Raw genomic sequence first — 25,714 nt, 5'->3', positions numbered from 1 at the left:
GCGCAGCCCTGCCGAACACCCCTCCCCTGCGCACGAAAACGATTTCACTGTTTTCAGCAAACCGTCATCCCTTCGCCACGCCAGTACCATATTGCGGAGCAGCATGCGCCCGCGGGCGACCCATGCTAAAAAACGCCCGCCCATCGCTTAGATCGATCCAAGACGACGCTGCGATGGCCGGGAGTTGGGGGAGCGGCAACAGGACGTACCAGGCCACGTGCACGGTGCAACTGCCACTGCATGGCGATAGCGACAATGTCACTTCAAATTAGATCGATTCAAGTTGTCCGTGCCACGTCACCGGATCAATCCAGGAGAGAGGGAGAGATGGGAATGAAGCATTCAACACGTACGCATGGCCAGGACGCATTGTCGTTGGCCGTCGCGCTGGCCCTGGCCGCCGCCGTCGCTCCGGCCGGCGCCGCCGCGCAGCAGGCAACCACCACCGGCTCGCAGGACGCCACCAACCTGGACAGCGTCCAGGTCACCGGCTACCGCTACGCCATCGAAAAGAGCCTTGAGCAGAAGCGCGACGCCAACGCCGTTGTCGAAGTGATCACCGCCGAGGACGTCGGCAAGTTCCCCGACAAGAACGTGGCCGACGCACTGCAGCGCGTGCCCGGCGTGGTCATCACCCGCAGCGGTGGTGAAGGCAAGAGTGTCAGCGTGCGCGGCCTTGCGCCGGACCTGACCCTGACCCAGTTGAATGGCAACTACGTGGCCACGTCGGAAACCAACGACGAAGCCACCCGTTCGTTCAACTACACCCTGCTGCCGTCGAACATGCTGTCCAGCGCCGAGCTGTTCAAGTCGCCGGAAGCACGCATCGACGAAGGCGGCATCGGCGGCACGGTCATCCTGCACACCCGTCGTCCGCTGGACATGGAGTCCAACTCGGGCTTCGTCACGCTCGAGGGCACCTCTTCCGATACCCACCACGATATCGACCCGCAGGCCTCGGCCCTGTATTCGTGGCACAGCAAGGATGAGCGTTTCGGCGTGCTGGTCGGCGTGACCCAGCAGAAGCGCACCACCCGCACCATGGAAGCCAGCACCGAGGACTACCAGTGGTACGGCGCCGGCAGGGCACGCGACGCCTATGGCAACGTGCAGCAGCAGGATGGCATCCACTACTGGTGGGGCAAGTCCGGTTTCAACAACCAGACCGGCGGCAACTACAGCGACTTCTTCATGCCGACCTCGGTCAACTTCGCGGTGAAGGAAGAAAAGCGCGAGCGCAAGGGCGGCCAGCTGACCTTCCAGTTCAAGCCGGTCGACAACGTCACGATGACCGCCAACTACTTCCGCTTCGAGCTGCAGGGTGACTACACCCAGAACATGCTGAAGATTCCGGAATGGAGCATGGCGCGCTACAACCAGGACGGCAACTGGGCCGGAGGCCGCCTGCTCAATGGCCTGGACTTCGATGCCAGCGGCAACACCGTCACCGGTGCCCAGTTCGAAAAGCTGGCTGGAAAGACCTACTACTGCAGCGAAGACCAGGCCAAGGCCGCCGGCCTCAAGCCCGGCGGCTGGGGCCCGGACGACTGCACGATTCCGACACCGCAGCTGACCGGTGGCTACAGCAAGGAAAAGGCGCTGTCGCAGACCGCCGACCTGACCATCGACTGGGACATCAGCCCGCTGTGGAAGGCCTCGTTCACCGGTGGCCGCACCTGGTCCGAAGGTGGTCCGTCGATGAATTTCCGCATGTCGGCCAAGCCGCGCCGCAAGGTCGGCAACGACTACCTGTCCGGTAACCAGTACAGCGCATGGGACCTGACTGGCACGCCGTCTGCCACCTTCTCGCCCGACCTGCAGCAGCAGTTGATGAACGGCATCGCCGAAGTCGACACCGGCTCGACCGATTCGTCGTGGAAGCGCACCGAGGTCAAGCAGAACTACTTCCAGGCCGACGTGACCAAGCTGTTTGAGTCCGGTTGGCTGGATTCGATCCAGTTCGGTGCCAAGTACCGTGACGGCAAGGTCCACCGCAACACCGGCAACACCTACTGGGTGTGCCCCGGCCGTGACCCGGCCGACTATGACAACAGCCGCTACCAGAGTGGCTGCGATCCGACTGCCGGCGATGCGCAGCCCGGCTTCTTCCTGTCCAATCCGATCAGCAACATTGCCGGTGGCTTCAATGCCAACGTGTTCCCGGGCATCAACTACCCGGCGTACATCGACTATCTGAACAAGACCTACGGTGGTTCGCACAACCGTACCGAGGAAGACTTCGTCTACAACGTCAACGAGAAGATCTACTCCGGCTACTTCCAGGCCAACTTCCGCACCGAGCGCGTGCGCGGCAATGTCGGCGTGCGCGTGGTGCGCACCAAGCAGTTCGCGCAGTCTTCCGACTCGATCGAGAAGTTCAACGACTACTTCCTGGACAACGCATCCGGTGCGCCGATGGCGTGCACCGATCCAGCTGCTGCGGCCTACCCGACCTACAGCTGCGAGAGCGGCTTCGTGCGCCTGCCGCATGACCTGGCGCAGAGCAAGACCTACAGCCTGATCGGCGTGGACCGCACCTACACCGACGTGCTGCCGAGTTTCAACATTGCATGGGACATCACCGACACGCTGGTGCTGCGTGGTGCCGCATCGAAGGTGATCGCCCGCCCTGGCTACACCGACATCGCAGCACCGGGCGCACTGAGCTACTACAGCGAGGAGTACGTCAATGATCGCCGCGTTGCCGGCGGCGCATCGACGGCAGGCTGGGTCGGCCAGGGCAGCAACAAGCAGCTGGAGCCGTTCAAGGCCACCCAGTTCGACCTGGGCCTGGAGTGGTACTTCCAGCCGGGCGCGGTGGCCGGCGTCGGCCTGTTCCGCAAGAACGTGGACAACTTCACCCTGCCGGTGGTGCGCGACACGCCGATGGTCATCAACGGTGAAGCGGTGAACGTGCAGCGCTACGAGACCCAGGCCAATGGCCGCGATGGTGTGTCGCAGGGCGTCGAGCTTTATGGCCAGTACACGTTCGGTTTCGGCTTTGGCGTGCAGGCCAACTACACCTACAACGACACCAACCTGGCTTCCATTGTTCTGGACGGGCAGGAAATCGGCTCCTCGCCGCTGGTCGGCAGCGCCAAGAACCAGGCCAACGTGACGGTCTTCTACGAGAACGAGAAGTTCCTCGCACGCGCCTCGTTCAACCGTCGCGGGCAGGTAGTCGGCGGGCTCAACAATGGCCTCACCGTCTACACCGAGCCGTATGACCAGCTGGATCTGAACGTGGCCTACAACCTGACCCCGGACTGGACGCTGACCGCCTCGGTGATCAATGCCACCAAGTCCGAGCAGCGCGTGCACCTGGGCAGCGACACCAAGGCACGCCTGATCTCCAATACCTATGCGGGCCGCCAGCTGTACTTCGGCGCTACCTGGAAGTTCTAAGGCAACACCGGGTTGCCCGGGCGCGCCCCGGTGCAACCCACGCCCCGCCCTGGCGGGGACGTTCCTCCACGGCAGCCACGCTGGTACAGGTGGCTGCCGTTTTTTGTCGGCGCCTTGCCTGTCGTTCAGCCCGGCGCTTGACCCTGCCATCGTTGGAAGGTGCACACTGACTCCACCCCAAGAGCACCGAAGGAGCTACAGATGGAATTCCATGTTGAAGGCATGACCTGCGGCGGCTGCGCGCGCAGCGTGACCAAGGCGATTGAAGGCGTGGACCCGCAGGCCAGCGTGCAGGCTGACCCCGCCAGCCGTCGCGTGCAGGTACAGACCTCGGCCAGCGAAGCGCAGATCGTGGCAGCGCTGAACGACGCAGGTTTCCCACCGCGCACGGCCTGATCCCCTGCCCTGTCTCACACTGAAAAGCCCGCCCGGTGCTGCTGCATCCGGCGGGCTTTTCAATGCATGCGATATCGAGTCAATGCTTGTGCGTACGCCGCCGCACCGCACCGGTCTTCGCGGCATCGAACGGCGCCGGCGCCTCATCGTCCTCCCCCAGCCGCTGCAGGATCGGGCACTCCGGGCGCTCATCGCCCGCGCAGCAGCTGATCAGCGACTTCAGCGTGTCGGCCATCTGCCGCATGTGCTCGATGCGTTGCTCCAGATCGGCGATGTGCTGCTCGGCCAGGTGCTTGACGTCGGCACTGTGCCGCGAGGTGTCATTCCAGAGGCCCAGAAGATCAGTGATCTCGGCCACCTGGAAGCCCAGATCGCGTGCGCGGCGGATGAAACGCAGGCGGTGGATGTCCGCCTGCGAATACGCCCGGTAGCCCGACTCGGTTCTATCAGCGGCGGGAATCAGGCCGATCTGTTCGTAGTAGCGGATCATCTTCGCCGAAACGCTGGAGGCCTTGGCAGCTTCACCGATGTTCATGCGGATCTCCTTCAGTGGGTGGCCGCGGTGGCATCCGCCATCGGCGGCTGGAAGCGACGCAGGCGCAGCGCGTTGCCCAGCACGAACACGCTGGACAGGGCCATCGCACCGGCCGCGAACACCGGCGACAGCAGCACGCCCCAGACCGGGTACAGCACGCCGGCCGCTACCGGAATCAACGCGGTGTTGTAGGCGAAGGCCCAGAACAGGTTCTGCCGGATGTTGCCCAGCGTCGCCTTCGACAACGCAATGGCATTCGGCACGCCCTGCAGGTTGCCCGACATCAGCACCACATCGGCCGATTCCACCGCAATATCGGTACCGGTTCCGATCGCCAGGCCGACATCGGCCTCGGCCAGTGCCGGCGCATCGTTGATGCCATCACCGACGAAGGCGACATGGCCATGTGTGGCCTTCAAGCGGCGCACCGCCTCGACCTTGCCTTCCGGTAGCACCTCGGCCACCACTTCGTCGATGCCGAGCTGGCGCGCGATCGCCTGCGCGGTACCAGCGTTGTCACCGGTGATCATCGCCACCTTCAGGTCAAGCTGATGCAGTGCCGCGATTGCGGCCGGCGTGCTCGGCTTGATCGGATCGGATACCGCGATGATTGCGGCCAGGCGACCGTCAATGGCGGCATACAGCGGCGACTTGCCCTGGGTGCCCAGCTCTGCCGCCAGCGTCGCAAACAAAGTGATGTCCACGCCCAGATCGCGCATGAAGCGATCGGCACCGACCTCCACCCGCGCACCATCAACGCTGGCACGCACGCCCATGCCGGTGACCGATTCGAAATCGACCATCGACGGCAGTGCAATGCCCTGTTCAGTGGCTGCATCGACGATGGCGCGGGCGATCGGATGTTCAGAGCGCGATTCCACTGCGGCAACCGCCGCCAGCACGGTGCTGCGATTGAAACCGTCCGTGATCTCGAAGTCGGTCAGGCGCGGGCGGCCTTCGGTCAGCGTGCCGGTCTTGTCCACCGCCACCACCTTCGCGTCCTTCAGCAGCTGCAGTGCTTCGCCCTTGCGGAACAGCACGCCCATTTCGGCGCCGCGGCCGGTACCGACCATGATCGAGGTCGGCGTGGCCAGCCCCATCGCGCAGGGGCAGGCAATGATCAGCACCGCTACCGCGTTGACCAGCGCGAAGCTCAGGGCTGGCGACGGGCCGAAGATCAGCCAGACTGCGAAGGTCGCCAGCGCGGCCAGCATCACTGCCGGCACGAACCACAGCGTGACCTTGTCAACCACCGCCTGGATCGGCAGCTTCGAGCCCTGCGCCTGTTCGACCATGCGGATGATCTGCGCCAGCATGGTCTGCGCGCCCACCGCCGTCGCACGTACCGTCAGTGCGCCCTTCTGGTTGACCGTACCGCCCACCACGCTGCTGCCCGGCAGCTTCTCAACCGGGATCGGCTCGCCGCTGATCATCGATTCGTCGATGTAGCTGCGGCCTTCAACCACCTCGCCATCGACCGGCACACGCTCGCCTGGCCGCACTTCCACCACGTCGCCGCTCTGCACTTCATTGACCGGGATATCGACGGTGCGGCCGTCACGGATCACGTGGGCGACCTTGGCCTGCAGGTTGACCAGACGCTTGATCGCCTCCGAGGTGCGGCCCTTGGCGCGCGCTTCGAGGAAGCGGCCGAGCAGGATCAGCGCAACGATCACCGCGGCCGCTTCGTAGTAGACGTTCACCGTGCCCGGCGGCAGCAGCCGCGGTGCAAAGGTCGCCACCACCGAATAACCGAACGCTGCGGCGGTGCCCACCGCCACCAGCGAATTCATGTCCGGCGCCAACCGCAGCAGCGCCGGGAAGCCCTTCTGGTAGAAACGACGACCGGGGATGGCCAGCACCAGGAGGGTCAGTGCGAACTGCAGATACCAGCTGGTCTGCATGCCGATGTGGGCCATCACCCATTCGTGCATGCCGGGAATCAGGTGCGAACCCATCTCCAGCACGAACACCGGCAGCGCCAGCGCGGACGCCACGATCAGGTCGCGCTTCAGCTCAGCGCGCTCGGCATCCTTCTTTTCTGCGGCCTCCTCATCGGACTGCACGCCGGCCTCGATCGGGTGTGCGGCGTAGCCGACCTTGTCGATGGCCGCAACCAAGGCGGCCGTATCAGCCACGCCGCGCACGGTCGCACGCTCCGTGGCCAGGTTCACGCTGGCCTGGCTCACGCCTGGCACCGCCAGCAGCGCGCGCTCCACGCGGCCCACGCAGGAGGCGCAGGTCATGCCTTCCACGGCCAGTTCAACGGTGGCGGGGGGCACGTCGTAGCCCACCCGCTCCACCGCCTGGATCAACGCGGCCCGATCGACCGGACCGGACGGGCGGATATCCGCGCGCTCGGTGGCCAGATTGACCGAAACACTGCCCACACCTTCGACCTTGGACAGTGCCGCCTCGACCCGGCCCACACAGCTGGCGCAGGTCATGCCCTCGATGGGCAGACTGATGGTGGAGGGGCTGGCGGAGACAGCAGCGGCGCGCGGCGTGCTCATGATTGGATTCCCGGGATTCCTTCTGGATGCGGACAGGCTAAACCTTGCCATCGTGGGAAGGTCAAATCCAGCCTGTCCGCATTTCCTGAATGGGCACCCGCTGTCCACGTCCACGCATGGCGCGGATCTACCGCCAGAGGCAGGTCTCCTCAGAAGGTGAACACGTACTCCAACGCGAACTCGCGGCCGACCGCGCCCAGCAACCGGGTCGGGGCGAAATCGTAGTCCAGCTTGTACGGGTCCTTGTGGTTCCAGCTGGCGGAGTTGAAGGCGTTGTTGACGTACACGTTTACCTTGGCGTGTTCGGTCACCTGGTAGCCCACGTTGAAGTTCCAGGTGATGAACGGCCCCACCCGGCCGAAGTAGCGTGCAGTCTGCTGCCCGGCATTGGGATTCGGGTTCGGCGAGCCGTCCGGACGTGTCGCCGGCTCCAGGCAGTTCAGCGACGGGCTGTCGCTGGGCACGTAGCCATCGGCGAACGGCAGGCAGCCACCGGGGTTGTCCAGGCGGTCGGTACCCCAGTGGTAGCGCACGCCCGGCACCGAGCCCACCCGGTCGGCATAGACATTGGCGTTCCAGTTGCCGCGCTGCCAGGCCAGGCTCGCGCGCAGCTTGCTGCGCAGGTCGCGGTCGCGGCGTTCCGGGTTCGGGTCGTTGGCGTAGCGCTGTTCCTTGGTGGAGATCTGGTTGGTGTAGTTCACACCCAGCTGGAAGCTGCCCCACTGCGCGGTTTCCAGGCGATAGCGTGCGGTCAAGTCGATGCCGCGCACTTCCCGGCTGGCCAGGTTGAACGGGCCACGCTCGATCGATACCAGGCGGCCGTTGCTGTCACGGTTCACGCGGGCCAGGATGCCGGCGCAGTATTCGCCACCGGCCGGGTTGGCCCATGGCGTGCCATCGATGTTCTTCCCGGTCAGGCAACCGGCCTCGCTGGCCAGCACCTCATCGGCGCCGACGTCGACGATCATGTCTTCCAGCTTGATCGCCCAGTAGTCGGCACTGACCGACAGGTTCGGCATCACGTCCCAGACGAAACCGACCGTCCACGAATCGCCGGTTTCCGAGCGCAGCAGCGGCGTGCCACGGCGGTTCACGTCGAACGTGTACCAGACATCGGTGTTGCCCACACCGCAGTTGTTGACCAGGTACGCGCCACTCTGGATGCAGCGCAGGCGGTCATAGGTCTGCACTTTCGAACTGCTCGGCTGGCCCAGCAGGTAATGCATGTCCGGCGCATGGAAGCTGGTGGCGTACGAGCCACGCACCAGCAGCGATTCGACCGGGCGCCATTCCAGACCGACGTTCCAGGTGGTTTCCTTCTGGCTGCCGATGTCCAGCGCTTCGCTGCTGTCGTCGGCCTTGTAGTTGCCATAGCGGTCATAGCGCGCGGCCGCAGTGGCGGTCACGCTGTCCAGCAGCGGGATCTTGAACTCGACGCCGGCCGAATAGCGGGTGCGCTCGCCGCCACCGCGATCGACGTTCTGCAGGTCAAAGTCGATGCCGGCGCGTGGGTCGGGGCTGAGGTGATAACCCTGCTGCGCGACTTCAGCTACCGCGGCGAAGGAGATCGGGCCGGCCCAGCCCTGGAACAGTTCGCCGGTGATATCCGCCGAGGCCTGGTTGACCCATGAGGACGCACGGTTCTTCGCCACCGTGCCCATCTGCCAGTACTGGTCCGGCGTGAGCGGGTTCCACCAGCGCGATTCGTTCAAGGCGTAGATCGCCTCGCCATCGGCCGTGGTACCCAGCTTCTGGCCGAGGAAGTAGTCGTACGACTTCTGCTTGTCGACCACGTTCTGCCGCTCTTCCACGCGGTAGTAGGAACGCCCCACCGTGGCGCTCCAGTCGAAGCGGTCGGCCAAGCGCCCTCGCAGGCCCGCGCTCCAATCCCAGGACAGTTCGCGGTTGGTATTGCGCAGCGTATCCAGGCCGCCCACCTCGTTCGGGGTGAACTGGCGCACGCCCAGGATCGGACGGTTGCGGTTGGCATCCCAGTAGTAGCCGTTGTCATCGTCGATCAGCGACACGCTGGGCGGATTGGTGCCCCAGATCGCTTCGGAGCGGTACACCGCCAGGTTGGTCCAGGCCTGCAGGTCGTTGCTGAAGTCGAAGGTGGCATACAGGTTGCCGGACACGTTCTCGGCACCGCCGGTGAGCAGCCAGTTGGCGTAGTCGGCGCTCATACCGCACAGGCGGCCGGTGTTGGTGATGGTGTTGGCGGCGTAGTTGTAGACCAGTCGATCAGCGGTGTAGTACTCGCCGTTGAACTTCTCGCAGGTGCCGGTGGGCGGTGCCAGACGCTGGCCCGTGGTCGGATCGATCAGCGCCAGACCAGCGGTGGGTCGGAAGCCGACCTTGCGTTGCTCCATGTTCCAGGACGGATACGGTGCATCATCGGCGTCGTCCATCTGCGGACGATCACGCCCGAACAGCGGATCACGCTTGGTGTACTGCAGCGCGTAGGTCACGCTCCAGTTGTCGCCGGTCTTGCCGCCGGCCCAGGACAAGTCCCAGGTATCGCGGCCACCCTCGGTGGAGGTACCACCACGCACGCGCACTTCGTCGCCGTCGTAGTTGGTTTTCAGGATGACGTTGACCACGCCGGCAATCGCATCCGAACCATAGATGGCCGAGGCGCCACCGGTCAGCACTTCGATGCGCTCCACCGCCGCGGCCGGAATGTTGCCGTAGTTGGAGAAGTTGGTTTCACCGCCATACGGCAGCGGGTAGTCCGCCACGCGACGGCCGTTGACCAGCAGCAGCGAGCGGTTCGGGCCCATCCCGCGCAGGTTCAGGCCGCTGGCATTGGGCGTATGCGAGCCCCACTGCGAAGCGGCTTCAACAGTGCCGGTGGCCTCGGTGAGGGTCTTCAGCGCGTCGTACACGCTGACAAAGCCTTCTTTCTGGATCTGCGCAGCGGTGATCACGTTGACCGGTGCCGGGCCTTCGACGGCGGCGCGCTTGATGCGTGAACCGGTGACGGTGACTGCGTCCAGATCCTTGGTGGACGCACTGGCAGCTTCCTGTGCACTGGCAGCCAGCGGCAAGAGGGCGAGGATCAGGGCCTGGGACAGCAGGTGACGGCGCTTGCGAACGGACTGAGCCATGGGTGGTTGCTCTTCGAAAGTGTGGACGCACGGACGGGTGGTGGCGCGGCACTACGGCTGATCCGGGCACCTGGATCGGCTCAGGACCGACGCGGCGCCCCCTCCTGTGGATCGATCCAAACTAAAGCACAGCTGAACCACACCCGGCATGCGGCAACGCAGCAACACCCGAGGGAATGCCGCTATCGGCTGCCGGCATCCAGAACAATCAAAGGGTTGCGAAACATCGCTGAGAGAACGGCGCACGAAGTAGTGACACGATCACGACAACCGCGCGCGGAACGGTTTTGTCCGCGTGGTCGCGTTCGGCCGGCAGCGGGTCGTTGTAGAGCCGAGCCTGTGCTCGGCTGCTGTTGTTCGTCGCAAAGAGCAGCCGAGCGAGGGCTCGGCTCTACAGAAGAAGCGGGTTACTGCGCGCCGTCCAGCGCCTGCCGCAGCGCGGCCACAGTGGCGGTGGCGGTCTGGCTCCAGTCCGGGTCCAGCCCTCGCAAGGCCGGGTTCTGGAACTGCATCGCCGAGCGGCGCAGGCCCTTGGCCGAGGCGTGCAGTTCGGTACAGCCGCTCCGCCGTGCGACGACGGCGATATTGGCTGGGCCCAGCCCCGCGCCGGCCATCACACTGATGCGCCCCGCCGCCTGTGTGACCAGACCCGCCAGCACATCGGCACCGGCCTCGGCGCTGACCTGGCCGCCCGAGGTCAGCACGCGCTGGCAGCCCAGTCCGATCACCTGTTCCAGTGCTGCTGGCAGGTCGCGGGCCGCATCAAAGGCGCGATGGAAGGTCACCTGCAACGGCCCGGCGGCCTGCACCAGTTCACGGCATAGCGCCAGGTCGATACCGCCCTGCACATCCAGCGCACCGATCACCACGCCATCGCAGCCGAGCGCGCGGCACTGCGCGATGTCACGCAGCATCAGTTCGGTTTCCAGCGCGTCGTAGTGGAAGTCGCCCGGGCGTGGCCGCACCAGCACGAACAGCGGAATCGACAGGCGCTCGCGGGCCATCGCGATGCTGGCGAACGACGGCGTGGTGCCGCCCTCGGCCAGGTTGTCGAACAGCTCGATGCGGTCGGCACCGCCGGCCTGGGCGGCCAGCGCCGAGGCCAGCGAGTTGCTGGCGATTTCCAGAGTGAGCCGCGTGCTCACGTTTGGGTGCTCGTGTAGATCGACGGCGAGTCGCGCAGGTCATCCTGGCGCTGTCCATCGCACACGGCGTAGACGAAGCCGCGATGCAACGCGTAGGCACCCACCTCGCCCTGCTTGTTCATGGCCAGGAAGCAGACCTGCAGTGTCTTGCTCGCTTCGGGGCGCTTGCGCACCACTCGGTCGATGGCTTCGCGGCAGGCCTGCGCCGGCGAGCGCCCCTGGCGCATCAGCTCGACCACCAGGAACGAAGCGGCGTTGCGGATCATCTCCTCACCCACGCCCGATGCGGTGGCCGCACCCACTTCGTTGTCGACATACAGGCCGGCACCGATGATTGGGCTGTCGCCAACCCGGCCGTGCAGTTTCCAGGCCATCCCGCTGGTTGTGCAGGCACCGGCCAGATGGCCCTTGGCATCCAGCGCCAGCATGCCGATGGTGTCGTGGTTGTCGCTGTTGCCGGGAATACCACGGCGCTCGGCATTGATCTGCGGCTGGTACTTCTCGGTCTTCAGCCACTCGCGCCAGGCCGCTTCGGCCTGCGGCGTCAGCAGGTGCTTGCGCTCGAAGCCCTGCTGCACCGCGAACTGCTGCGCGCCGTCGCCCACCAGCAGCACGTGCGGGCTGTTTTCCATCACTTTGCGGGCCACCGACACCGGATGCAGGATGTCGACCAGCGCGGCCACTGCACCGCAACGGCCATCACCATCCATGATGCTCGCGTCCAGGCTCAGCACGCCGTCGCGATCCGGATTGCCACAATGGCCGACGGTGGGGTTGCACAGCTCGCTCTCGGCCCAGCGTGCGCCTGCTTCCACCGCATCCAGCGCGCTGCCGCCCTGGGCCAGCACCTTCCATGCGGCCTGGTTGGCCGGCACGCCGAAGTCCCAGGTCGAAACCACTTTGGCCCCACCCTGCGTGCGCGCCTGCACGCCCGGTAATGCTGCGATGCCAGCGGCCAGTGCGCCGGCCTGCAGGAACTGCCTGCGATCCACCATCTTCCCCTCCCAGTCTGCAATGTGCGGCCGGCCCGATGCCGGCCGTGCCGATCAGTCGTGCGTGGGCTGTCGTGCGGCGTGCCAGACCGCTGCACCGAGCACGCCCAGCTGGCCATGCTCCACGCGCCACACCGGTACCTGGCGCAGCACCTCGGTCAGCACGCCCTTGTTGAGGAAGCGCTCGCGGAAGCGGCCATCGGCCAGGAAATCCTGCACATGCGCGGAAATGCCACCGGCCAGGTACACCGAGCGCGCGCCGACGGCGATGGCGGCGTCGCCGGCCAGGCTGCCCAGCCAGGCACAGAACACCTGCAGCGTTTCCACCGCCAGCGCGTCTTCACCGCTGCGCGCGGCACCGATCAACGCTTCGGTGCTGGTCCACACCGGGGTGGCACCGCGCAGCTCGCACAGGCACGGGTACAGGTTCATCAGGCCACTACCGGACAGCACGCGCTCGTTGTCCACGTGCGCCCAGCGCTGCAGCAGCTTGCCCAGCACCTGCAGTTCCAGCGTGTTGCCGGCGCCGAGCGCGGCATGGCCGATCTCGCTGGCCAGCACCGGGCGCTCGCCATCGGCAAAGCGCAGCGCGGCGCCCAGGCCGGTGCCGGCGCCCAGCACCAGTGCCGGGAACGCCTGCGCCGGATCGGCATCGCCGTTCAGCGGCACCAGCGTGTCGGGCTGCAGATAAGGGATGGCCAGCGCCACCGCCTCGAAATCATTGATCAGCTGCAGTTCGCCCAACCCGGACTGCGCGCGGGTGGCCGACAGCGAGACCGTCCACGGCAGGTTGGAATTGATCAGCACATCGCCATCGAGCAGGCCGGCGATGGCGACCACCGCGGTCTGCACCGGCTGGCCAAGGCCTGCGGTAAAATCGGCCAGGATCGCCGCCAGGCTGGGGTGCTCGGCGCAGGCGTAGGTGCGATGGCTGCCCAGCAGCGGCGCCTCGCCGGGTTGGGTTTCAGCCAGCGCGAGGCGGGCAAAGGTGCCGCCGACATCGGCGACCACCAGACGGCGCGGAAGACCGCCGCGGGCGGAGTCGGAGGAAACCGGGGACGCTGCTGCGATGGTCACGCTGGCCTGCTTGGATCGATTGAATCGCCCCGATTCTCAGGCATCGGGGCAGCTTTGCCTAGCACACCGATGGTTCAGGTTGGCCTACATGCCTTCCTGTTCGGCCACCTGCACACCATCCACCAGCACGCGCAGCCGCTGCGGGCGGAAACCGGCAAACAGCAGCGGCCGGGTGCGCTCAACCAGCACTTCATGGCCGGCGATATGGCGCAGCCACGACTGTACCAGCGAGAACGAGAAGTGGGTGCCGGGATGCAGCGGATGCTGCACCCAGACCTTCTCGGTGGCGCTCTGCAGCAGCATCGCGCCGGTGAACCAGTGGCGGCTGAGGGTCACCGGCGTGGTGCCGGCCATGAAGCGGATATCCATGCGGGGTCCTTTCGCTGGAGAGGCCTTGCGGCGTGTCAGGGCTGGGCAGTCTGCAGGCTGTAGCGGGTGCTGGCGGTGAACACCGCTCCGTCGGGCTGGGTGGAGCGCACCTCGACCTTGTGACTGCCCACGGCCAGATCGGTCGGCAACGCGCCGCGCCACAGGTGCGGCGATGCGGTGGCCTCCGGCGAGCGGTCGTAGCCGCGCAGGCTGTCGGCTAGGTCGTCGGCCACGTTTTCCACCATCAGGCGCGGATCGGGCTGGCTGACCTGCTTCATCGGCTGCCAGGCGCCGCCATCGACGCGGTACTCGACCACGCTGGCATCCTCACCCATGTAGACGTTGGCATAGATGCCCCACGCCGGGTAGGCCCCCTGGCGCAGCACCTTCGGCGCATGCAGGCCGATCTGCTCGCTGGCCGGTTTGCCGGCCACGCGGTACTGCAGTTTGTAGCTGCCATTGCCGGCCACATCGAGCAACGCATAGCCCTTCGGGGTGCCATCGCTCATGGTGCTGTCCGGCACGCCGGCGGCGTCCTTCACCCCCGACCAGAACGCACCGCAGTTGGCACCCACGTTGTACTCGTGCAGCGGCTTTTCGCCGTTCCAGCCCTCGGCCTTGCCGTGGTAGACGTGCTGCTGGGTGTGGCTGTGGCCGCTGAGCACCAGCACGTTGCGGAAGTCCTTCAACAGGTCGAACAGGCGCTGGCGATCGGCATGCCGGAAGGTCTCGCGTCCCGGCGCCGCGTCGAACAGCGGGATGTGCATGCCCAGCACCAGCAGGCGATCCTTGTGCAGCCCCTTCAGGTAGCTGGCGAGGAAGGCGAACTGGTCTTCGCGCAGGCCGCCGACGTACTTCGGCCTGGCCTTGGGGTCGTACACCACGTCGTCCAGGAACACGAAACTGGCGCCGCCCTCTTCCACCGCGTAGGTGTCCGGGCCGTAGATGTTGCGCCAGCTGTCCAGCGAGTGCTCATCGCTGGCGGCATCGAAATCGAGGTCGTGGTTGCCCGGCACATGGAACCACGGCACGCCAAGTTCGGCGGTGACCTTGTTGATCGCCGGATACAGGGTCAGGTCATCGTTGACGATGTCACCGAGGGTGGTGCCCATGCGCGCCCTGGTCTGGCCGACCAGCGGCGCCACGATCGACTGCTGGTAGTAGCCGATGTCCTTCAGGCTGGCGGTCTGCGAATCGGTGAACACCAGCATCTGGAAACCACGGCGGCTGTCATGGCGGTCCGACTGCAGAGCGAAATCCCAGTTGCGGGTGACATCGCTGGTGGCGGCGATGCCGCCGTACTTCAGCGCCGGCGAGCCGTTCGGGCGGTAGTGGCGCCAGAACGACGGCAGGCCGTCGGTCGCCTTCGGGAAGGCGTAGGCATCGGGCTTGATCACGAATACGGTCTGGCCGTCGCGCACTGGCAAGCTGTAGCTGCCGTCTGCAGCCGTCTTGACGATGGTCTCGCCGTTGGAAACCTGCACCCCGGCCAGGCCCGGATCGGTCGCGCCGCGCCCCGGCCGTCCGTCACGCTCCAGATAGACCTTGCCGCTGACCACGGTGTCCGCGGCCCAGGCCGGCGAGGTCAGCAACAGGCAGCACAGCCAGGCGGCAGGCAGTTTCATGGGCGGTCCGGGAAAGAAGAAGACCGCCTATTGTAGAGCCGAGCCACGCTCGGCTGCATTGCAGAGGCAGGTGCGGACCATTGGTCCCACGCCTCCCTCAACGATGGCGCTTTTCCAGCACCGCCCGCGCATCCTCCAGCGACATCCCGCGCGCGCGCAGCAGCACCAGCAGGTGGAACAACAGGTCCGACGCCTCGCCCAGCAACGCCTCATCATCCTGCGCCACGGCGGCCAATGCGGTCTCCACACCCTCCTCGCCCACCTTCTGCGCGATGCGGCGGATACCACCCTCGAACAGGCTCGTGGTGTAGCTGCCCGGTGGTCGCTGCGCCTCACGCATCGCCACCAGTTGGCCGAGCCCGCCCAGGAAGTCCTTCGGCGCGCCATCGAAGCAGCTCTCCGCACCGGTGTGACAGGTCGGCCCGGCCGGGCGCGCGATCACCAGCAGCGTGTCGGCATCGCAGTCGACACTGATCGACTGCACTACCAGCACGTTGCCGGACTGCTCGCCCTTGGTCCACAACCGCTGCTTGCTGCGACTGAAAAAGGTCATATGGCCGATGGCGAGCGTGGCCGCCAGCGATTCGGCGCTGACATAGCCCAGCATCAGCACCTGCAGGGTATCGGCATGCTGCACTACCGCCGGCAGCAGGCCTTCGCCCTTGCCCCAGTCCAGCGCCTGCAGCGCGTCCGGTGACGGCCTCACTTCAATAGACATCCCGCACCTCGATCTGCTGTCCGCGCAGGTAGCGCTTCAATTCCGGAATGGCGATGGCGCCGCTGTGGAACACGCTGGCGGCCAGCGCGCCATCGACGTCCGCCTGATCGAAAGCCTCGGCGAAGTGTTCCATCGCACCGGCGCCACCGGAAGCGATCAGCGGCACCTGGCACAGTGCCCGCGCCTGCTGCAGCTGCACGACATCGTAGCCACGGCGCACGCCATCGCTGTCCATGCAGTTCAACACGATCTCGCCAGCGCCACGCCGTTGTGCCTCGACAATCCAGTCCAGGGTGCGCAGCGGCACCGCTTGGGTCTTGTCCGGGTCGCCACTGAAACGGCGCACCCGCCACTGGCCATCGGTCTCGCGTACCGAATCGACACCGACCACCACGCACTGCACGCCGAACTCGTCGGCCAGTTCAGTGATCAGTTCGGGACGGCCCAACGCGGGCGAGTTGATCGACACCTTGTCGGCACCGGCGAACAACACGCGACGCGCGGTTTCCACGCTGTCGATGCCACCGGCCACGCAGAACGGAATGTCGATCAGCCGCGCGATGCGCTCGATCCAGGCGACGTCCACCGAGCGCGCCTCGGGGCTGGCGCCGATGTCATAGAACACCAGCTCGTCGGCACCCTGGTCGCGGTAGCGCTGCGCCAGCTCGGCGATGTCGCCCATGTCGACATGGTCGCGGAAGCGCACACCCTTGACCACGCGACCATCGCGCACATCCAGGCACGGAATGATGCGACGGCTCAACATGCCAGCGCCTCCGCCAGGTCCATGCGCTGCTCCAGCAGCGCCTTGCCGAGGATCGCGCCGCCGCAGCCCACACGTCGCGCTTCGGCCACATCGGCCACGTCGCGGATGCCGCCGGAGGCCTGCACCGCCACGCCCGGCAGCAGCGCCGACAGGTGCTGGTAGAGACTGATGTTGGGCCCGGCCAGCATGCCGTCGCGGGCGATGTCGGTGCACAGCAGATGGCGCATGCCGGCGCGCGCGTAGCGCCGGGCCAGGTCATCCAGGGTCACCCCGGCGTTCTCGGTCCAGCCGTGCACCGGCAGCTGCCACTGCCCCTGTGCGTCCTGGCGAGCGTCCAGCGCAATCGTGATGCGCTCGGCGCCGAATTCCTCCAGCCAGCCGACCACTTCATCGGGGCGGCGCACCGCCAGCGAACCCACCACCACGCGGTTGGCACCAGCATCGAGAATGCGCGACACATCATCACGACCGCGCACGCCGCCACCGGTCTGCACCCGCAATGGCGTCTGCCCGCGGATATCCGCCAGCAGCGGCGCGAGCGTGTAGCCACCGGCGCGCGCAGCGTCCAGGTCGACCAGATGCATCCACTGCGCACCCTGCGCGGCAAAGGCCTGCGCGCGCGGCAGAGGGTCATCCCCATAGGAGGTTTCCTGCGCGTAGTCGCCCTGGCGCAGCCGCACCACGCGGCCATCGCGGATATCCAGCGCGGGGTAGACAATGAAACTCATGCAGCAGTGCCCTCGAGGAAGTTGCGCAGCATCAGCGAACCGGTCTCGCCGGAGCGCTCCGGATGGAACTGTGCGCCGTAGTAACGCCCCTGCTCCACCACGGCGGTGAACAGGCCACCGTGGTCGCAGGCAGCGACGGTGTGGGTATTGAGCGGCGCCGCATAGCTGTGCACGAAGTAGGCGCTGGCGCGTTCCGGCACGCCTTGCAGCAACAGCGATTCGCGTAGCGGCAGCAGGCGGTTCCAGCCCATGTGCGGCACGCGGATGCCGCAGGCCGGTACCAGCTTGCGCACCACGCCGGGAATCAGCCCCAGCGTTTCCACGCCGGCTTCCTCGGAGCGTTCGAACAGCAGCTGCATGCCGAGGCAGATACCCATCAGCGGCACTTCCAGCCGCTGCAACGGCTCGACCAGGCCCTGCGCATGCAGGCGCTGCATGCCGGGACCGGCAGCGCCGACGCCGGGCAGGATCACCCGCTGCGCACCGGTCAGCCCATCCGCATCGCGCACCAGCCGCACCGTCGCACCCAGGCGCTCCAATGCGTAGCGCACCGAGCCCAGGTTGGCGCCGCCGGCATCGATCAGCGCAACGTCGCTCACAGCGCCCCCTTGGTGGAAGGCAGCGCCGTGCCCTGGCGGGCCAGCGCCGGACGCAGTGCGCGGGCCAAGGCCTTGAAGCAGGCTTCCACCTTGTGGTGATCGTTGTCGCCGCGTACCTGCAGGTTGAGGTTCAACCCGCTGGCGTCGCACAGCGAACGGAAGAAGTGCGGCACCAGTTCGGTCGGCATATCGCCCACGCGCTCGCGCTTGAACTCGCCCTCGAACACGAAGTACGGGCGGCCACTGAAGTCCAGCGCAGCGCTGGCCAGCGCCTCGTCCATCGGCAGGGTGAAGCCGTAGCGGCCGATGCCGCGCTTGTCGCCCAGCGCCTCGCGCAGCGCCTGGCCCAATGCGAGGCCGGTGTCCTCGATGGTATGGTGCTCGTCGATGTGCAGGTCGCCGTCGGCCTGGATGTCCAGCGCGAACCCGCCGTGCTTGCCGATCTGTTCCAGCATGTGGTCGAAGAACGGCAGTCCGGTGGCGATGCGCGCATCACCGGCGCGGTCCAGATCCAGTTCGACGCGGATCTTCGTCTCTTTCGTGTTGCGCTCGACCACTGCGGTACGCGGCGCATCGGCCAGCACATGGGCGATGCCCGGCCAGTCCCACTCGCCTCCGAACTGTTCGGTGCGCAGCTGGAAGCCTCGGATGTTGAGGTTGTCAGCGAACTGCAGGTCGGTGATGCGGTCACCGACCATGCCCGAGCGCGCCCAGTCGATGCTGCGGTCCTGCAGGTAGGCGGTCATTAGACCGATGCCCGGCTTGCGGGTCGGCGCGTTGTCCTGCGGCCAGCTGCAGTCGATCAGCACGTCACGGAAAGTGATGCCCTGGCTTTCGAAGATTTGCAGCATCAGGTTGTTGGGGCCATCGAAGCTGGCGCGCGGGTAGCTGTCGCTGCCGAGGCCATCCTGATTGGTGACGATCACGAACTGATAGCCGGCGTCGCGCAGCTTCAGCAGCGCCGGGATCACCTGCGGCACGAAGCGCAGCTTTTCGTAGGCGTCGATCTGGAAGTCGGACGGCTCCTCGATGAGGGTACCGTCGCGGTCGATGAACAGGATCGGGGTCATGCTGCGGCCCTCCGCGCCGACAGGGCCGCAAGCACGCGGTCATTCTCTTCGGGGCTGCCGATACTGATGCGCAGTGCATCACCCAGCTGCGGCGCGGCGCGCTGGTCGCGTACCACCACGCCGGCATCCAGCAAGGTGTCGAACGCTGCCTGCGCATCAGTGAACCGGACCAGCAGGTAGTTGCCGGCCGAGGCATACACCCGGCGCACGCCAGGCAGGCCCGGCAGCGCAGCGAACAGGCGTTCGCGCTCGGCGATGACCGTCGCCACGCGCTCGGCGGTACGTGCCAGTGCGGCCGGCTGCAGCGCCTGCACGGCCAGCTCGGCGCACGGGGTCGGCACCGGGTACGGCGCCTGGCAACGGCGCAGTACGGCAATCAGTTCCGGCGCGGCGATCAGGGTGCCGATGCGCGCGGCCGCAAGTGCGTGCGCCTTCGACAACGTGCGCAGCACTGCCAGATTGGCGTGCGCGGCCAGCAACGTGGTCGCCGACGCACGCTGCGCGTACTCGACATAGGCCTCGTCCACCACCACCAGTGCCTGCCCGCGCAACGCAACCGCCACCCGTTCGACCTCGTCCAGGGCGATATCACTGCCGGCCGGGTTCGACGGTGCGCACAGGAACACCAGCTTGGCATTGCGCGCCTTGGCGGTGTCGATCACCGCATCCAGATCAGCGCGCAGGCCGTCCTCGCTGTCCACCAGCGGCACTTCAATCAATGCGGCGCCCTGCAGGCGCGCGCAGACCGCATACATGCCGAACACCGGCGGCGTGACCAGCACGCCATCGCGGCCCGGCACGCACAGGGCGCGCACCAGCAGATCAATGGCTTCGTCGCTGCCGCGGCCGACCAGCAGCTGCGGCGGCGTCACGCCGTACAGCACCGCCAGGCCCTCACGCAACGCCAACGGCTGCGGTTCCGGATAGCGCCGGCTGTTGCCCGTCACATCAGCCGGATTGGCCCAGGCCGACTCATTGGCGTTCAACCAGACCTCGCCCTGCACCGCCGCACTGCGCGCCGAGCTGTAGCCGGCAAACGCCCGCAGATCCGGACGCACCAGTGCCAGCACATCATCGATAGCCGCGCTCATGCTGCCACCTCCATGCGCACTGCGACCGCACGTTCATGCGCATCCAGGCCTTCAGCGCTGGCGATGATGCGCGCGCAGCCGCCGATTGCCGCCAGGCCGGCAGCGCTGGCGCTCTGCACGCTGATCAGGTTCTGGAAGCTGGCCACGCTGACACCGCTGTAGGCACGTGCGGCACCGGCGGTAGGCAGCACGTGGTTGGTGCCGCTGCAGTAGTCGCCCAGTGCCTCGGGGGTGTAATCACCCAGGAACACCGAGCCGGCCGCCTGCACCTTTTCCAGCCACGCACGCGGATCACGCAGCGCCAGGATCAGGTGCTCCGGCGCATAACGGTTGCTGATCGCGAAGGCTTCGTCCAACGAATCGACCTGGATCAGCCGCGAGGCCGACAGCGCCTGGCGTGCGATCTGCTGGCGCGGCAGCAAGGCCACCTGGCGCTCCACTTCGGCCTCGACCGCCGCCAGCATCGCGGCATCGTCGGTCAGCAGCAGAACCTGAGAATCCGGACCGTGCTCGGCCTGCGACAGCAGGTCGGCGGCGACGAACGCCGGATTGGCGCCGGCATCGGCAATCACCAGCACTTCGGAGGGGCCCGCCGGCATGTCGATGGCGGCCGCGCCATCCTGTGCGACCTGCTGCTTGGCTTCGGTGACGAAGCTGTTGCCGGGCCCGAACAGCTTGTCACAGGCCGGAATGCTGGCCGTGCCGTAGGCCATCGCGGCGATGGCCTGGGCACCGCCCAGCTTGAACACGCGCTGCACCCCGGTCAACCGCGCGGCCACCAGCACCGCCGGATCGGCCGTGCCGTCGGCGCGTGGCGGCGTACACAGCACCACCTGCGGGCAGCCGGCCAGCCGTGCGGGAACACCCAGCATCAGCGCGGTGGACGGCAGCGGTGCGCTGCCCGCCGGCACATACAGGCCCACCCGGCCGATCGGGCGCAGCATGCGCTCGCAGACCACGCCCGGGGCGGTTTCCACCGCATAGCCCGTGCCCATGCCAGCGGCGTGGAAACGCGCGATGCGTTCGGCAGCTTCCACCATGGCTTGGCGCAACTCAGCCGGCACCGCAGCTTCGGCCGCGGCAAACTCGGCTTCGCTCACTTCAAAGGACGACAGCTCGACACCATCGAAGCGTGCGGTGATCGCGCGCAGCGCGTCGTCGCCCTGTGTGCGCACCTGTGCAATCAGCGTCGCCACCGCGTCGCGGGTCTGCTGCGCCACGGTCTGCACCGGGCGGGTCAGCGCCGCGCTGCGCGCGGTCTCATCAAGTCGGGACCAGATCAGACGGTTCATGCCAGCGACCGCTCCACGCTCAACACCATCAGGCCCTGCGCGCCAGCGCGCTCGAGTTCTTCCATGCGCTGCCAGCTCAGCGGGCCGGGGCACATGGTCTGCAGGCGCAGCGCGCCGCCATCGGCCGGCAGCCGCACCAGCGGCTCGGCATCGGCCAGCAGCTGCGACAGCGCGTCGACGCGATCCTCGCTGGCGCGGAACATCAGCAGCTTGCGGTCCTGCCGCTGTACCACGCCATCGAGGCGGCGCAGCAGCATCGCGCACAGCGATGCACGCGCATCATCCGGCACGCGCACCGCACCGGCCAGCACCGCCTCGCTGTCGAGCAGGTTGTGCACCGGGGTCAACTGGTTGGCACGCAGGGTGGCGCCGCTGGAGACCAGGTCGCAGATCAGGTCGGCGGTACCCAGTCGCGGGGCGATTTCCACCGAACCGGACAGCTCGACCACCTGTGCATCCACACCCTGCTCGGCCAGCCACTGCTTGAGGATGGCCGGGTAGCTGGTGGCGATGCGGGTGCCGGCCAGCTGCGCCGGACCCTGCCATTGCCACTCCTCCGGCACCGCCAGCATCAGCCGGCACTGGCCGAAGCCCAGCCCGCGCAGCGCCTGGTAGGCATCCGGCAGGCCGACCTGGCGACGTGCCGCGGCCTGCTCGTCCAGCTCGTTGCGACCGACGATGCCGAGGTCGCAGACGCCGTCGGCGATCAGACCGGGGATGTCGTCGTCGCGCACCAGCAGCAGGTCCACCGGAAGCGACTCGCCGTAGCAGAACAATTTGTCGCGGCTTTCGCGCCAGCTCAGGCCACAGGCGCTGAGCAGGTTGCGGGCGGGCTCGGCCAACCGGCCACTCTTCTGGATGGCGATACGCAGCCGGTCTCGTGCCGGCGCTGCCTGGGTTGCACTCATGGGGGAGGTCTCGAAGTTCGGAACGGGGCGCGGATCAGCGCGAAGCAAGGCGGTCGATGGCGGCGGCATAGCCTCGATGGCCATGCTCAAGCGTTCGCGCCACCCGTCCGGTGGTGGTCACGCTGACGCCGGTGCGCTCGTGGATCTCGCGGTACGGCACACCCTGCTGCAGCAGCGGCACCACCTTCCAGCGGTCGGCCATGGCTTCCAGTTCGGCCGGCGTGCACAGGTCGCGCAGGAAGGCGACCACCTGCTCCGGCTCGCGCAGAGCAGCAAAGGCCTCGGCGAGGGCGTCCAGGTCGGCCTTCGGGTCTTTGGCGGCAATTTCGGGGCGGGCTTTCACGGGGTCGGTTCCATGCATCAATGTAATAGCGCGTTAGTACATTAGCGCATTCTTGCACAGTGCGTCAAATCGTGGGTTGAGGTGCGGCAGGGCTGCTGCCCTGCACCCGCCAAGAGCCAGAGCAAAAGCAAATGCTGATTTCCTGAGCGTTGGCGAGGAGGTTCCGGTGGCAGGGGACGCCGTAAACCCATCCATGGGGGCTTGGTCGCGGCTTGCTCGTGTGCGCTGTCCTGCGCACACGGCAAGACCGGGGCTGGGCATCCTGCCCAACCCGCCCGAGGCATGCCTCGGGCCCATGCCGCTCACACCCCTGCCACCGGACCCACCCCGCCTTCGACAGTTGGCCGCGGGCTGTCAGAACAGCATGGATCGGATCGGAACCGGCTTTTGTAGAGTCGAGCCATGCTCGACTGCTGTTGTCCACAAACGCAAAACGCCCACCGAAAGGCGGGCGTTCTGCTTTCAAATCAACAACCTGGCCCGACTCAGGGCAGGCAGCGCACCTCGGCCTGCAGCGCTCCGCGGCGCAGGCATTCACCGAACAGGCTGCCCTGCCGGCTCGGTTGGGGCTGGATGTTCTCCAGTGACCCCACACCCGCTGGACACCTGCGCGAGGCCAGGGCCTGCAGGTCACCCTCCAGCTGCGCGCGGTCGATCACGTGGCAGCGATCAACCTGCAGCCGGTACTGCGCCGGACCGATCCGTGCACTGCGCAGCACCGGGTCGCTCTGGCAGCCCGCCAGCAGGAGCACGCACAGCGCCCCTGCGGCGGCCCGCATTACGCCATCGCCCTGGACTGCTCCAGCTCCACCTGCAAGGTACTGGCCAGCTCATCGCGGGAGACCTCGAACTGCTGCTCGCGCAGCAGGTCCTTCACCGCCACCACGCCGCGCGCCAGCTCGTCTTCACCGGCCAGCACCACGAAGCGGATCCCGGCCTTGGCCGCGTACTGGAACTGCTTGCCGATCTTCTTCGGCTCCATCTGCACTTCGGTGTTGATGCCACCGGCGCGCAGGCGGCGCGCGATGTCCAGCGACTGCGGCATGCCCTGCTCGTCCATCAGGGCCACCAGCGCCTGCACGCTGCTGGCTTCGATGCCATCGATCAGGCCGGCTTCGCGCAACTGCCAGAACAGGCGCGACAGGCCGATGGAGATGCCCACGCCCGGCAGCTTCGACTTGCTGTAGTGGCTGGCCAGGTCTTCGTAGCGGCCGCCCGAGCAGATCGAGCCGATCTGCGGGTGGTCGGTCAGCGTGGTCTCGTAGACGGTGCCGGTGTAGTAGTCCAGGCCGCGCGCAATGGAGAAGTTCAGGCAATACGCGGTTTCCGGCACGCCCAGCGCCTGCACCAGCTGCAGCACTTCGCGCAGTTCAGCAACACCGGTACGCAGGATCTCCGAAGAACCGGCGTCGGCTTCCAGCGCGTCCAGCTGCGCCAGCGCATCGGCATGCCCCTGCGAACGCACGGCCACGAACGCCAGGATCTTCTCGACCTGTTCGGCCGGAATGTTGAAGCCCTCGCCCACCAGCGTCTCGCGCACGTAATCGGCGCCGCGCTTGTCCAGCTTGTCCACTTCGCGCAGCACCGCCAGCTGGCGCTCACCTTCGGCCACGCCCAGGCTTTCGAAGAAGCCGCGCATCAGCTTGCGGTTGTTCAGCTGGATGCTGAAGTCACCGATGCGCAGTTCCGAGAACACGGCGTGGATGACCGCCAGCACTTCGGCGTCGTATCGCACGCTCAGGCTGTCCTTGCCGATCACGTCGATGTCGCACTGGTAGAACTCGCGGAAGCGACCGCGCTGGGCGCGCTCGCCGCGATACACGCGCTGCATCTGGTAGCGGCGGAACGGGAAGGTCAGTTCGTGTTCGTGCTCGGCCACGTAGCGTGCCAGCGGCACGGTCAGGTCGAAGCGCAGCGCCATTTCCGGCAACGAACGGTCGCCCGACTCGGCCGCGTTGGCCAGCGCGCCGGTGGACTGCACGAAATACACCTGGCGCTCGGTCTCGCCACCGGACTTGGTCAGCAGCACATCGGACAGCTCGAACACCGGCGTCTCCACCGGCAGGAACCCGAAGCGCTCGTAGTTGCGGCGGATGACGTCCAGCATGCGCTGGAACGCAATCTGCTCGCGCGGCAGCAGCTCAAGGGTGCCGGGCGGGGTACGGGGCTTGATCACGGGCGGAACTCCTGCTGGAACGGGACGTGGGAGGGGGCAACATTCTAGCGCCCCCGCCTCGGGCAGGGTCGAACGGCCGCTTGAAGTATCATAAGGCCCTCCCCCGCCCGCGATACGCCCCCCGCAACATGTCACGGCCTTCCGGCGCTCCGCCCGCCACCAACGATCCCGCCGCGCCGTCCTGCATCACGCTGGACTGCCTGCACTGCTCGGTTCGCCACCTTGCGGTGTGCTCGGCGTTGTCGCCCGATGAAGTGCAGGCGCTGGAACAAGTCACGGTCTCGCAGCAGGTCAGCATGGGCAGCACGCTGGCCCGCACCGGCGAGGAACGCCAGCATGTCTATACATTGACCGCCGGCGCACTGCGCCTGGTGCGCACCCTGGCGGATGGTCGCCGCCAGATCAACGGCTTCGTGCTGCCTGGCGACTATCTGGGCCTGAGCGGCAGCGACCACCATCGTTACGACATCGAGGCGATTGCCGACAGCCGCGTGTGCCGCGTCGCACTGCCGCAGATGAAGGCGCTTCGCAGCCGCTTCCCGCATCTGGAGCGCAAGCTGCTGCAGCGCGCCTGCCAGGAACTGGATGCCGCACAGGATGCCGCGCTGGCGCTCGCACGCCTGCAGCCGGCCGAGAAGCTGGCCGATTTCCTGCTGCGCCTGGCCGCACGCGAGGCCAAGCTGGGCGGCGACGGCCTGCGCGTGTCGCTGCCGATGGGTCGTGGCGACATCGCCGATCATCTGGGCCTGACCATGGAAACGGTCAGCCGTACCTTCACCAAGCTGCGCCAGCAGGGGTTGATCGCCCTGCCCCACCTGAACGTTGTGGAGATCCTCGACGAGGACGGGCTGCGCACGCT

Annotated in this window: 22 protein-coding genes; 3 read left to right on the top strand and 19 right to left on the bottom strand. The window is 66.8% G+C overall.

The features are described from left to right. Positions 1 to 327 precede the first annotated feature (327 nt). Together N5J73_RS20045 and N5J73_RS20040 are read left to right on the top strand one after the other, a co-directional pair. Positions 328 to 3,405, top strand: coding sequence for a TonB-dependent receptor (locus N5J73_RS20045; RefSeq protein ID WP_049445500.1), 3,078 nt, complete (start codon positions 328 to 330; stop codon positions 3,403 to 3,405). A 201-nt stretch (positions 3,406 to 3,606) separates the two neighbouring features. Continuing rightward, positions 3,607 to 3,801 (top strand): heavy-metal-associated domain-containing protein, encoded by a 195-nt coding sequence (locus tag N5J73_RS20040; RefSeq protein ID WP_049445502.1) that lies wholly within the window; start codon positions 3,607 to 3,609, stop codon positions 3,799 to 3,801. A gap of 79 nt (positions 3,802 to 3,880) precedes the next feature. On the opposite strand, the gene cueR is transcribed toward N5J73_RS20040, so the two are convergent. The 19 genes from cueR to hisS form a co-directional block, all read right to left on the bottom strand. Continuing rightward, positions 3,881 to 4,336, bottom strand: a complete 456-nt coding sequence (gene cueR, locus N5J73_RS20035) for a Cu(I)-responsive transcriptional regulator (protein WP_088480649.1) — start codon at positions 4,334 to 4,336, stop codon at positions 3,881 to 3,883. 11 nt (positions 4,337 to 4,347) lie between these two features. Next, the gene (locus N5J73_RS20030; protein WP_049445506.1) at positions 4,348 to 6,849 is read right to left on the bottom strand and encodes a heavy metal translocating P-type ATPase; all 2,502 of its coding nucleotides are present in this window, start codon (positions 6,847 to 6,849) and stop codon (positions 4,348 to 4,350) included. Between the two features lie 149 nt (positions 6,850 to 6,998). Next, positions 6,999 to 9,956 carry a TonB-dependent receptor gene (locus N5J73_RS20025; protein WP_049445507.1) on the bottom strand — a complete coding sequence of 986 codons (2,958 nt, stop codon included), beginning with the start codon at positions 9,954 to 9,956 and terminating at the stop codon, positions 6,999 to 7,001. Positions 9,957 to 10,363: 407 nt separating this feature from the next. Next, positions 10,364 to 11,101 (bottom strand): copper homeostasis protein CutC, encoded by a 738-nt coding sequence (locus N5J73_RS20020; RefSeq protein WP_049445508.1) that lies wholly within the window; start codon positions 11,099 to 11,101, stop codon positions 10,364 to 10,366. Continuing rightward, the gene (locus tag N5J73_RS20015) at positions 11,098 to 12,096 is read right to left on the bottom strand and encodes a N(4)-(beta-N-acetylglucosaminyl)-L-asparaginase (protein WP_049445511.1); all 999 of its coding nucleotides are present in this window, start codon (positions 12,094 to 12,096) and stop codon (positions 11,098 to 11,100) included. The genes N5J73_RS20020 and N5J73_RS20015 overlap by 4 nt, the downstream gene beginning before the upstream one ends. 51 nt (positions 12,097 to 12,147) lie before the next feature. Continuing rightward, positions 12,148 to 13,170, bottom strand: a complete 1,023-nt coding sequence (locus N5J73_RS20010; protein ID WP_049445513.1) for a glucokinase — start codon at positions 13,168 to 13,170, stop codon at positions 12,148 to 12,150. An 84-nt stretch (positions 13,171 to 13,254) separates the two neighbouring features. Next, positions 13,255 to 13,539 (bottom strand): hypothetical protein, encoded by a 285-nt coding sequence (locus tag N5J73_RS20005; protein ID WP_005409434.1) that lies wholly within the window; start codon positions 13,537 to 13,539, stop codon positions 13,255 to 13,257. Positions 13,540 to 13,574: 35 nt separating this feature from the next. Next, the gene (locus N5J73_RS20000; RefSeq protein WP_049445515.1) at positions 13,575 to 15,164 is read right to left on the bottom strand and encodes a calcineurin-like phosphoesterase family protein; all 1,590 of its coding nucleotides are present in this window, start codon (positions 15,162 to 15,164) and stop codon (positions 13,575 to 13,577) included. A gap of 97 nt (positions 15,165 to 15,261) precedes the next feature. After that, entirely contained in the window at positions 15,262 to 15,882 is a 621-nt protein-coding gene (gene hisIE / locus N5J73_RS19995) for a bifunctional phosphoribosyl-AMP cyclohydrolase/phosphoribosyl-ATP diphosphatase HisIE (RefSeq protein ID WP_049445517.1), read from the bottom strand. After that, a complete protein-coding gene (hisF, locus tag N5J73_RS19990) occupies positions 15,872 to 16,648 on the bottom strand; it encodes an imidazole glycerol phosphate synthase subunit HisF (protein ID WP_012480036.1) in 777 nt (258 codons plus the stop codon). The genes hisIE and hisF overlap by 11 nt, the downstream gene beginning before the upstream one ends. Beyond that, a complete protein-coding gene (gene hisA, locus N5J73_RS19985; protein ID WP_049445520.1) occupies positions 16,642 to 17,376 on the bottom strand; it encodes a 1-(5-phosphoribosyl)-5-[(5-phosphoribosylamino)methylideneamino]imidazole-4-carboxamide isomerase in 735 nt (244 codons plus the stop codon). Before hisA ends, hisF begins: the two co-directional genes overlap by 7 nt. Then, positions 17,373 to 17,975 (bottom strand): imidazole glycerol phosphate synthase subunit HisH, encoded by a 603-nt coding sequence (gene hisH / locus N5J73_RS19980; RefSeq protein WP_049445522.1) that lies wholly within the window; start codon positions 17,973 to 17,975, stop codon positions 17,373 to 17,375. The genes hisA and hisH overlap by 4 nt, the downstream gene beginning before the upstream one ends. Further along, positions 17,972 to 19,045, bottom strand: a complete 1,074-nt coding sequence (gene hisB, locus N5J73_RS19975; RefSeq protein WP_049445524.1) for a bifunctional histidinol-phosphatase/imidazoleglycerol-phosphate dehydratase HisB — start codon at positions 19,043 to 19,045, stop codon at positions 17,972 to 17,974. Before hisB ends, hisH begins: the two co-directional genes overlap by 4 nt. Continuing rightward, positions 19,042 to 20,136 carry a histidinol-phosphate transaminase gene (gene hisC / locus N5J73_RS19970; RefSeq protein ID WP_049445526.1) on the bottom strand — a complete coding sequence of 365 codons (1,095 nt, stop codon included), beginning with the start codon at positions 20,134 to 20,136 and terminating at the stop codon, positions 19,042 to 19,044. The genes hisB and hisC overlap by 4 nt, the downstream gene beginning before the upstream one ends. Further along, positions 20,133 to 21,428, bottom strand: coding sequence for a histidinol dehydrogenase (gene hisD / locus N5J73_RS19965; protein WP_049445528.1), 1,296 nt, complete (start codon positions 21,426 to 21,428; stop codon positions 20,133 to 20,135). The genes hisC and hisD overlap by 4 nt, the downstream gene beginning before the upstream one ends. Then, positions 21,425 to 22,336 carry an ATP phosphoribosyltransferase gene (hisG, locus tag N5J73_RS19960; protein WP_049445533.1) on the bottom strand — a complete coding sequence of 304 codons (912 nt, stop codon included), beginning with the start codon at positions 22,334 to 22,336 and terminating at the stop codon, positions 21,425 to 21,427. Before hisG ends, hisD begins: the two co-directional genes overlap by 4 nt. A gap of 34 nt (positions 22,337 to 22,370) precedes the next feature. Then, entirely contained in the window at positions 22,371 to 22,679 is a 309-nt protein-coding gene (locus tag N5J73_RS19955; RefSeq protein WP_088480638.1) for a YerC/YecD family TrpR-related protein, read from the bottom strand. A gap of 485 nt (positions 22,680 to 23,164) precedes the next feature. Further along, the gene (locus N5J73_RS19950) at positions 23,165 to 23,458 is read right to left on the bottom strand and encodes a hypothetical protein (RefSeq protein WP_049445536.1); all 294 of its coding nucleotides are present in this window, start codon (positions 23,456 to 23,458) and stop codon (positions 23,165 to 23,167) included. Continuing rightward, positions 23,458 to 24,855, bottom strand: coding sequence for a histidine--tRNA ligase (gene hisS, locus N5J73_RS19945; RefSeq protein ID WP_049445538.1), 1,398 nt, complete (start codon positions 24,853 to 24,855; stop codon positions 23,458 to 23,460). Before hisS ends, N5J73_RS19950 begins: the two co-directional genes overlap by 1 nt. 128 nt (positions 24,856 to 24,983) lie before the next feature. Here hisS and N5J73_RS19940 point away from each other — a divergent pair. Next, a partial coding sequence (locus tag N5J73_RS19940; protein ID WP_279941310.1) for a helix-turn-helix domain-containing protein occupies positions 24,984 to 25,714 on the top strand: 731 nt, incomplete at its 3' end.

It is taken from the genome of Stenotrophomonas sp. GD03654 (assembly GCF_029845105.1).
GTDB lineage: Bacteria > Pseudomonadota > Gammaproteobacteria > Xanthomonadales > Xanthomonadaceae > Stenotrophomonas > Stenotrophomonas africana.
The sequence above is the reverse complement of the archived record's forward strand: the minus strand, read 5'-3'. Positions and strand labels throughout refer to the sequence as shown.

What these genes read in the sequence shown, in the direction of transcription:
- N5J73_RS20025 (WP_049445507.1), bottom strand. Translation starts at nt 9,956, where the DNA reads ATGGCTCAGTCCGTTCGCAAGCGCCGTCACCTGCTGTCCCAGGCCCTG.
- hisIE (WP_049445517.1), bottom strand. Translation starts at nt 15,882, where the DNA reads ATGTCTATTGAAGTGAGGCCGTCACCGGACGCGCTGCAGGCGCTGGAC.
- cueR (WP_088480649.1), bottom strand. Translation starts at nt 4,336, where the DNA reads ATGAACATCGGTGAAGCTGCCAAGGCCTCCAGCGTTTCGGCGAAGATG.
- N5J73_RS20005 (WP_005409434.1), bottom strand. Translation starts at nt 13,539, where the DNA reads ATGGATATCCGCTTCATGGCCGGCACCACGCCGGTGACCCTCAGCCGC.
- hisA (WP_049445520.1), bottom strand. Translation starts at nt 17,376, where the DNA reads ATGAGTTTCATTGTCTACCCCGCGCTGGATATCCGCGATGGCCGCGTG.
- hisG (WP_049445533.1), bottom strand. Translation starts at nt 22,336, where the DNA reads ATGAGTGCAACCCAGGCAGCGCCGGCACGAGACCGGCTGCGTATCGCC.
- hisB (WP_049445524.1), bottom strand. Translation starts at nt 19,045, where the DNA reads ATGACCCCGATCCTGTTCATCGACCGCGACGGTACCCTCATCGAGGAG.
- N5J73_RS20015 (WP_049445511.1), bottom strand. Translation starts at nt 12,096, where the DNA reads ATGGTGGATCGCAGGCAGTTCCTGCAGGCCGGCGCACTGGCCGCTGGC.
- hisF (WP_012480036.1), bottom strand. Translation starts at nt 16,648, where the DNA reads ATGTTGAGCCGTCGCATCATTCCGTGCCTGGATGTGCGCGATGGTCGC.
- hisD (WP_049445528.1), bottom strand. Translation starts at nt 21,428, where the DNA reads ATGAACCGTCTGATCTGGTCCCGACTTGATGAGACCGCGCGCAGCGCG.
- N5J73_RS20000 (WP_049445515.1), bottom strand. Translation starts at nt 15,164, where the DNA reads ATGAAACTGCCTGCCGCCTGGCTGTGCTGCCTGTTGCTGACCTCGCCG.
- N5J73_RS20040 (WP_049445502.1), top strand. Translation starts at nt 3,607, where the DNA reads ATGGAATTCCATGTTGAAGGCATGACCTGCGGCGGCTGCGCGCGCAGC.
- N5J73_RS20045 (WP_049445500.1), top strand. Translation starts at nt 328, where the DNA reads ATGGGAATGAAGCATTCAACACGTACGCATGGCCAGGACGCATTGTCG.
- N5J73_RS19950 (WP_049445536.1), bottom strand. Translation starts at nt 23,458, where the DNA reads ATGCGGGCCGCCGCAGGGGCGCTGTGCGTGCTCCTGCTGGCGGGCTGC.
- hisC (WP_049445526.1), bottom strand. Translation starts at nt 20,136, where the DNA reads ATGAGCGCGGCTATCGATGATGTGCTGGCACTGGTGCGTCCGGATCTG.
- N5J73_RS20030 (WP_049445506.1), bottom strand. Translation starts at nt 6,849, where the DNA reads ATGAGCACGCCGCGCGCCGCTGCTGTCTCCGCCAGCCCCTCCACCATC.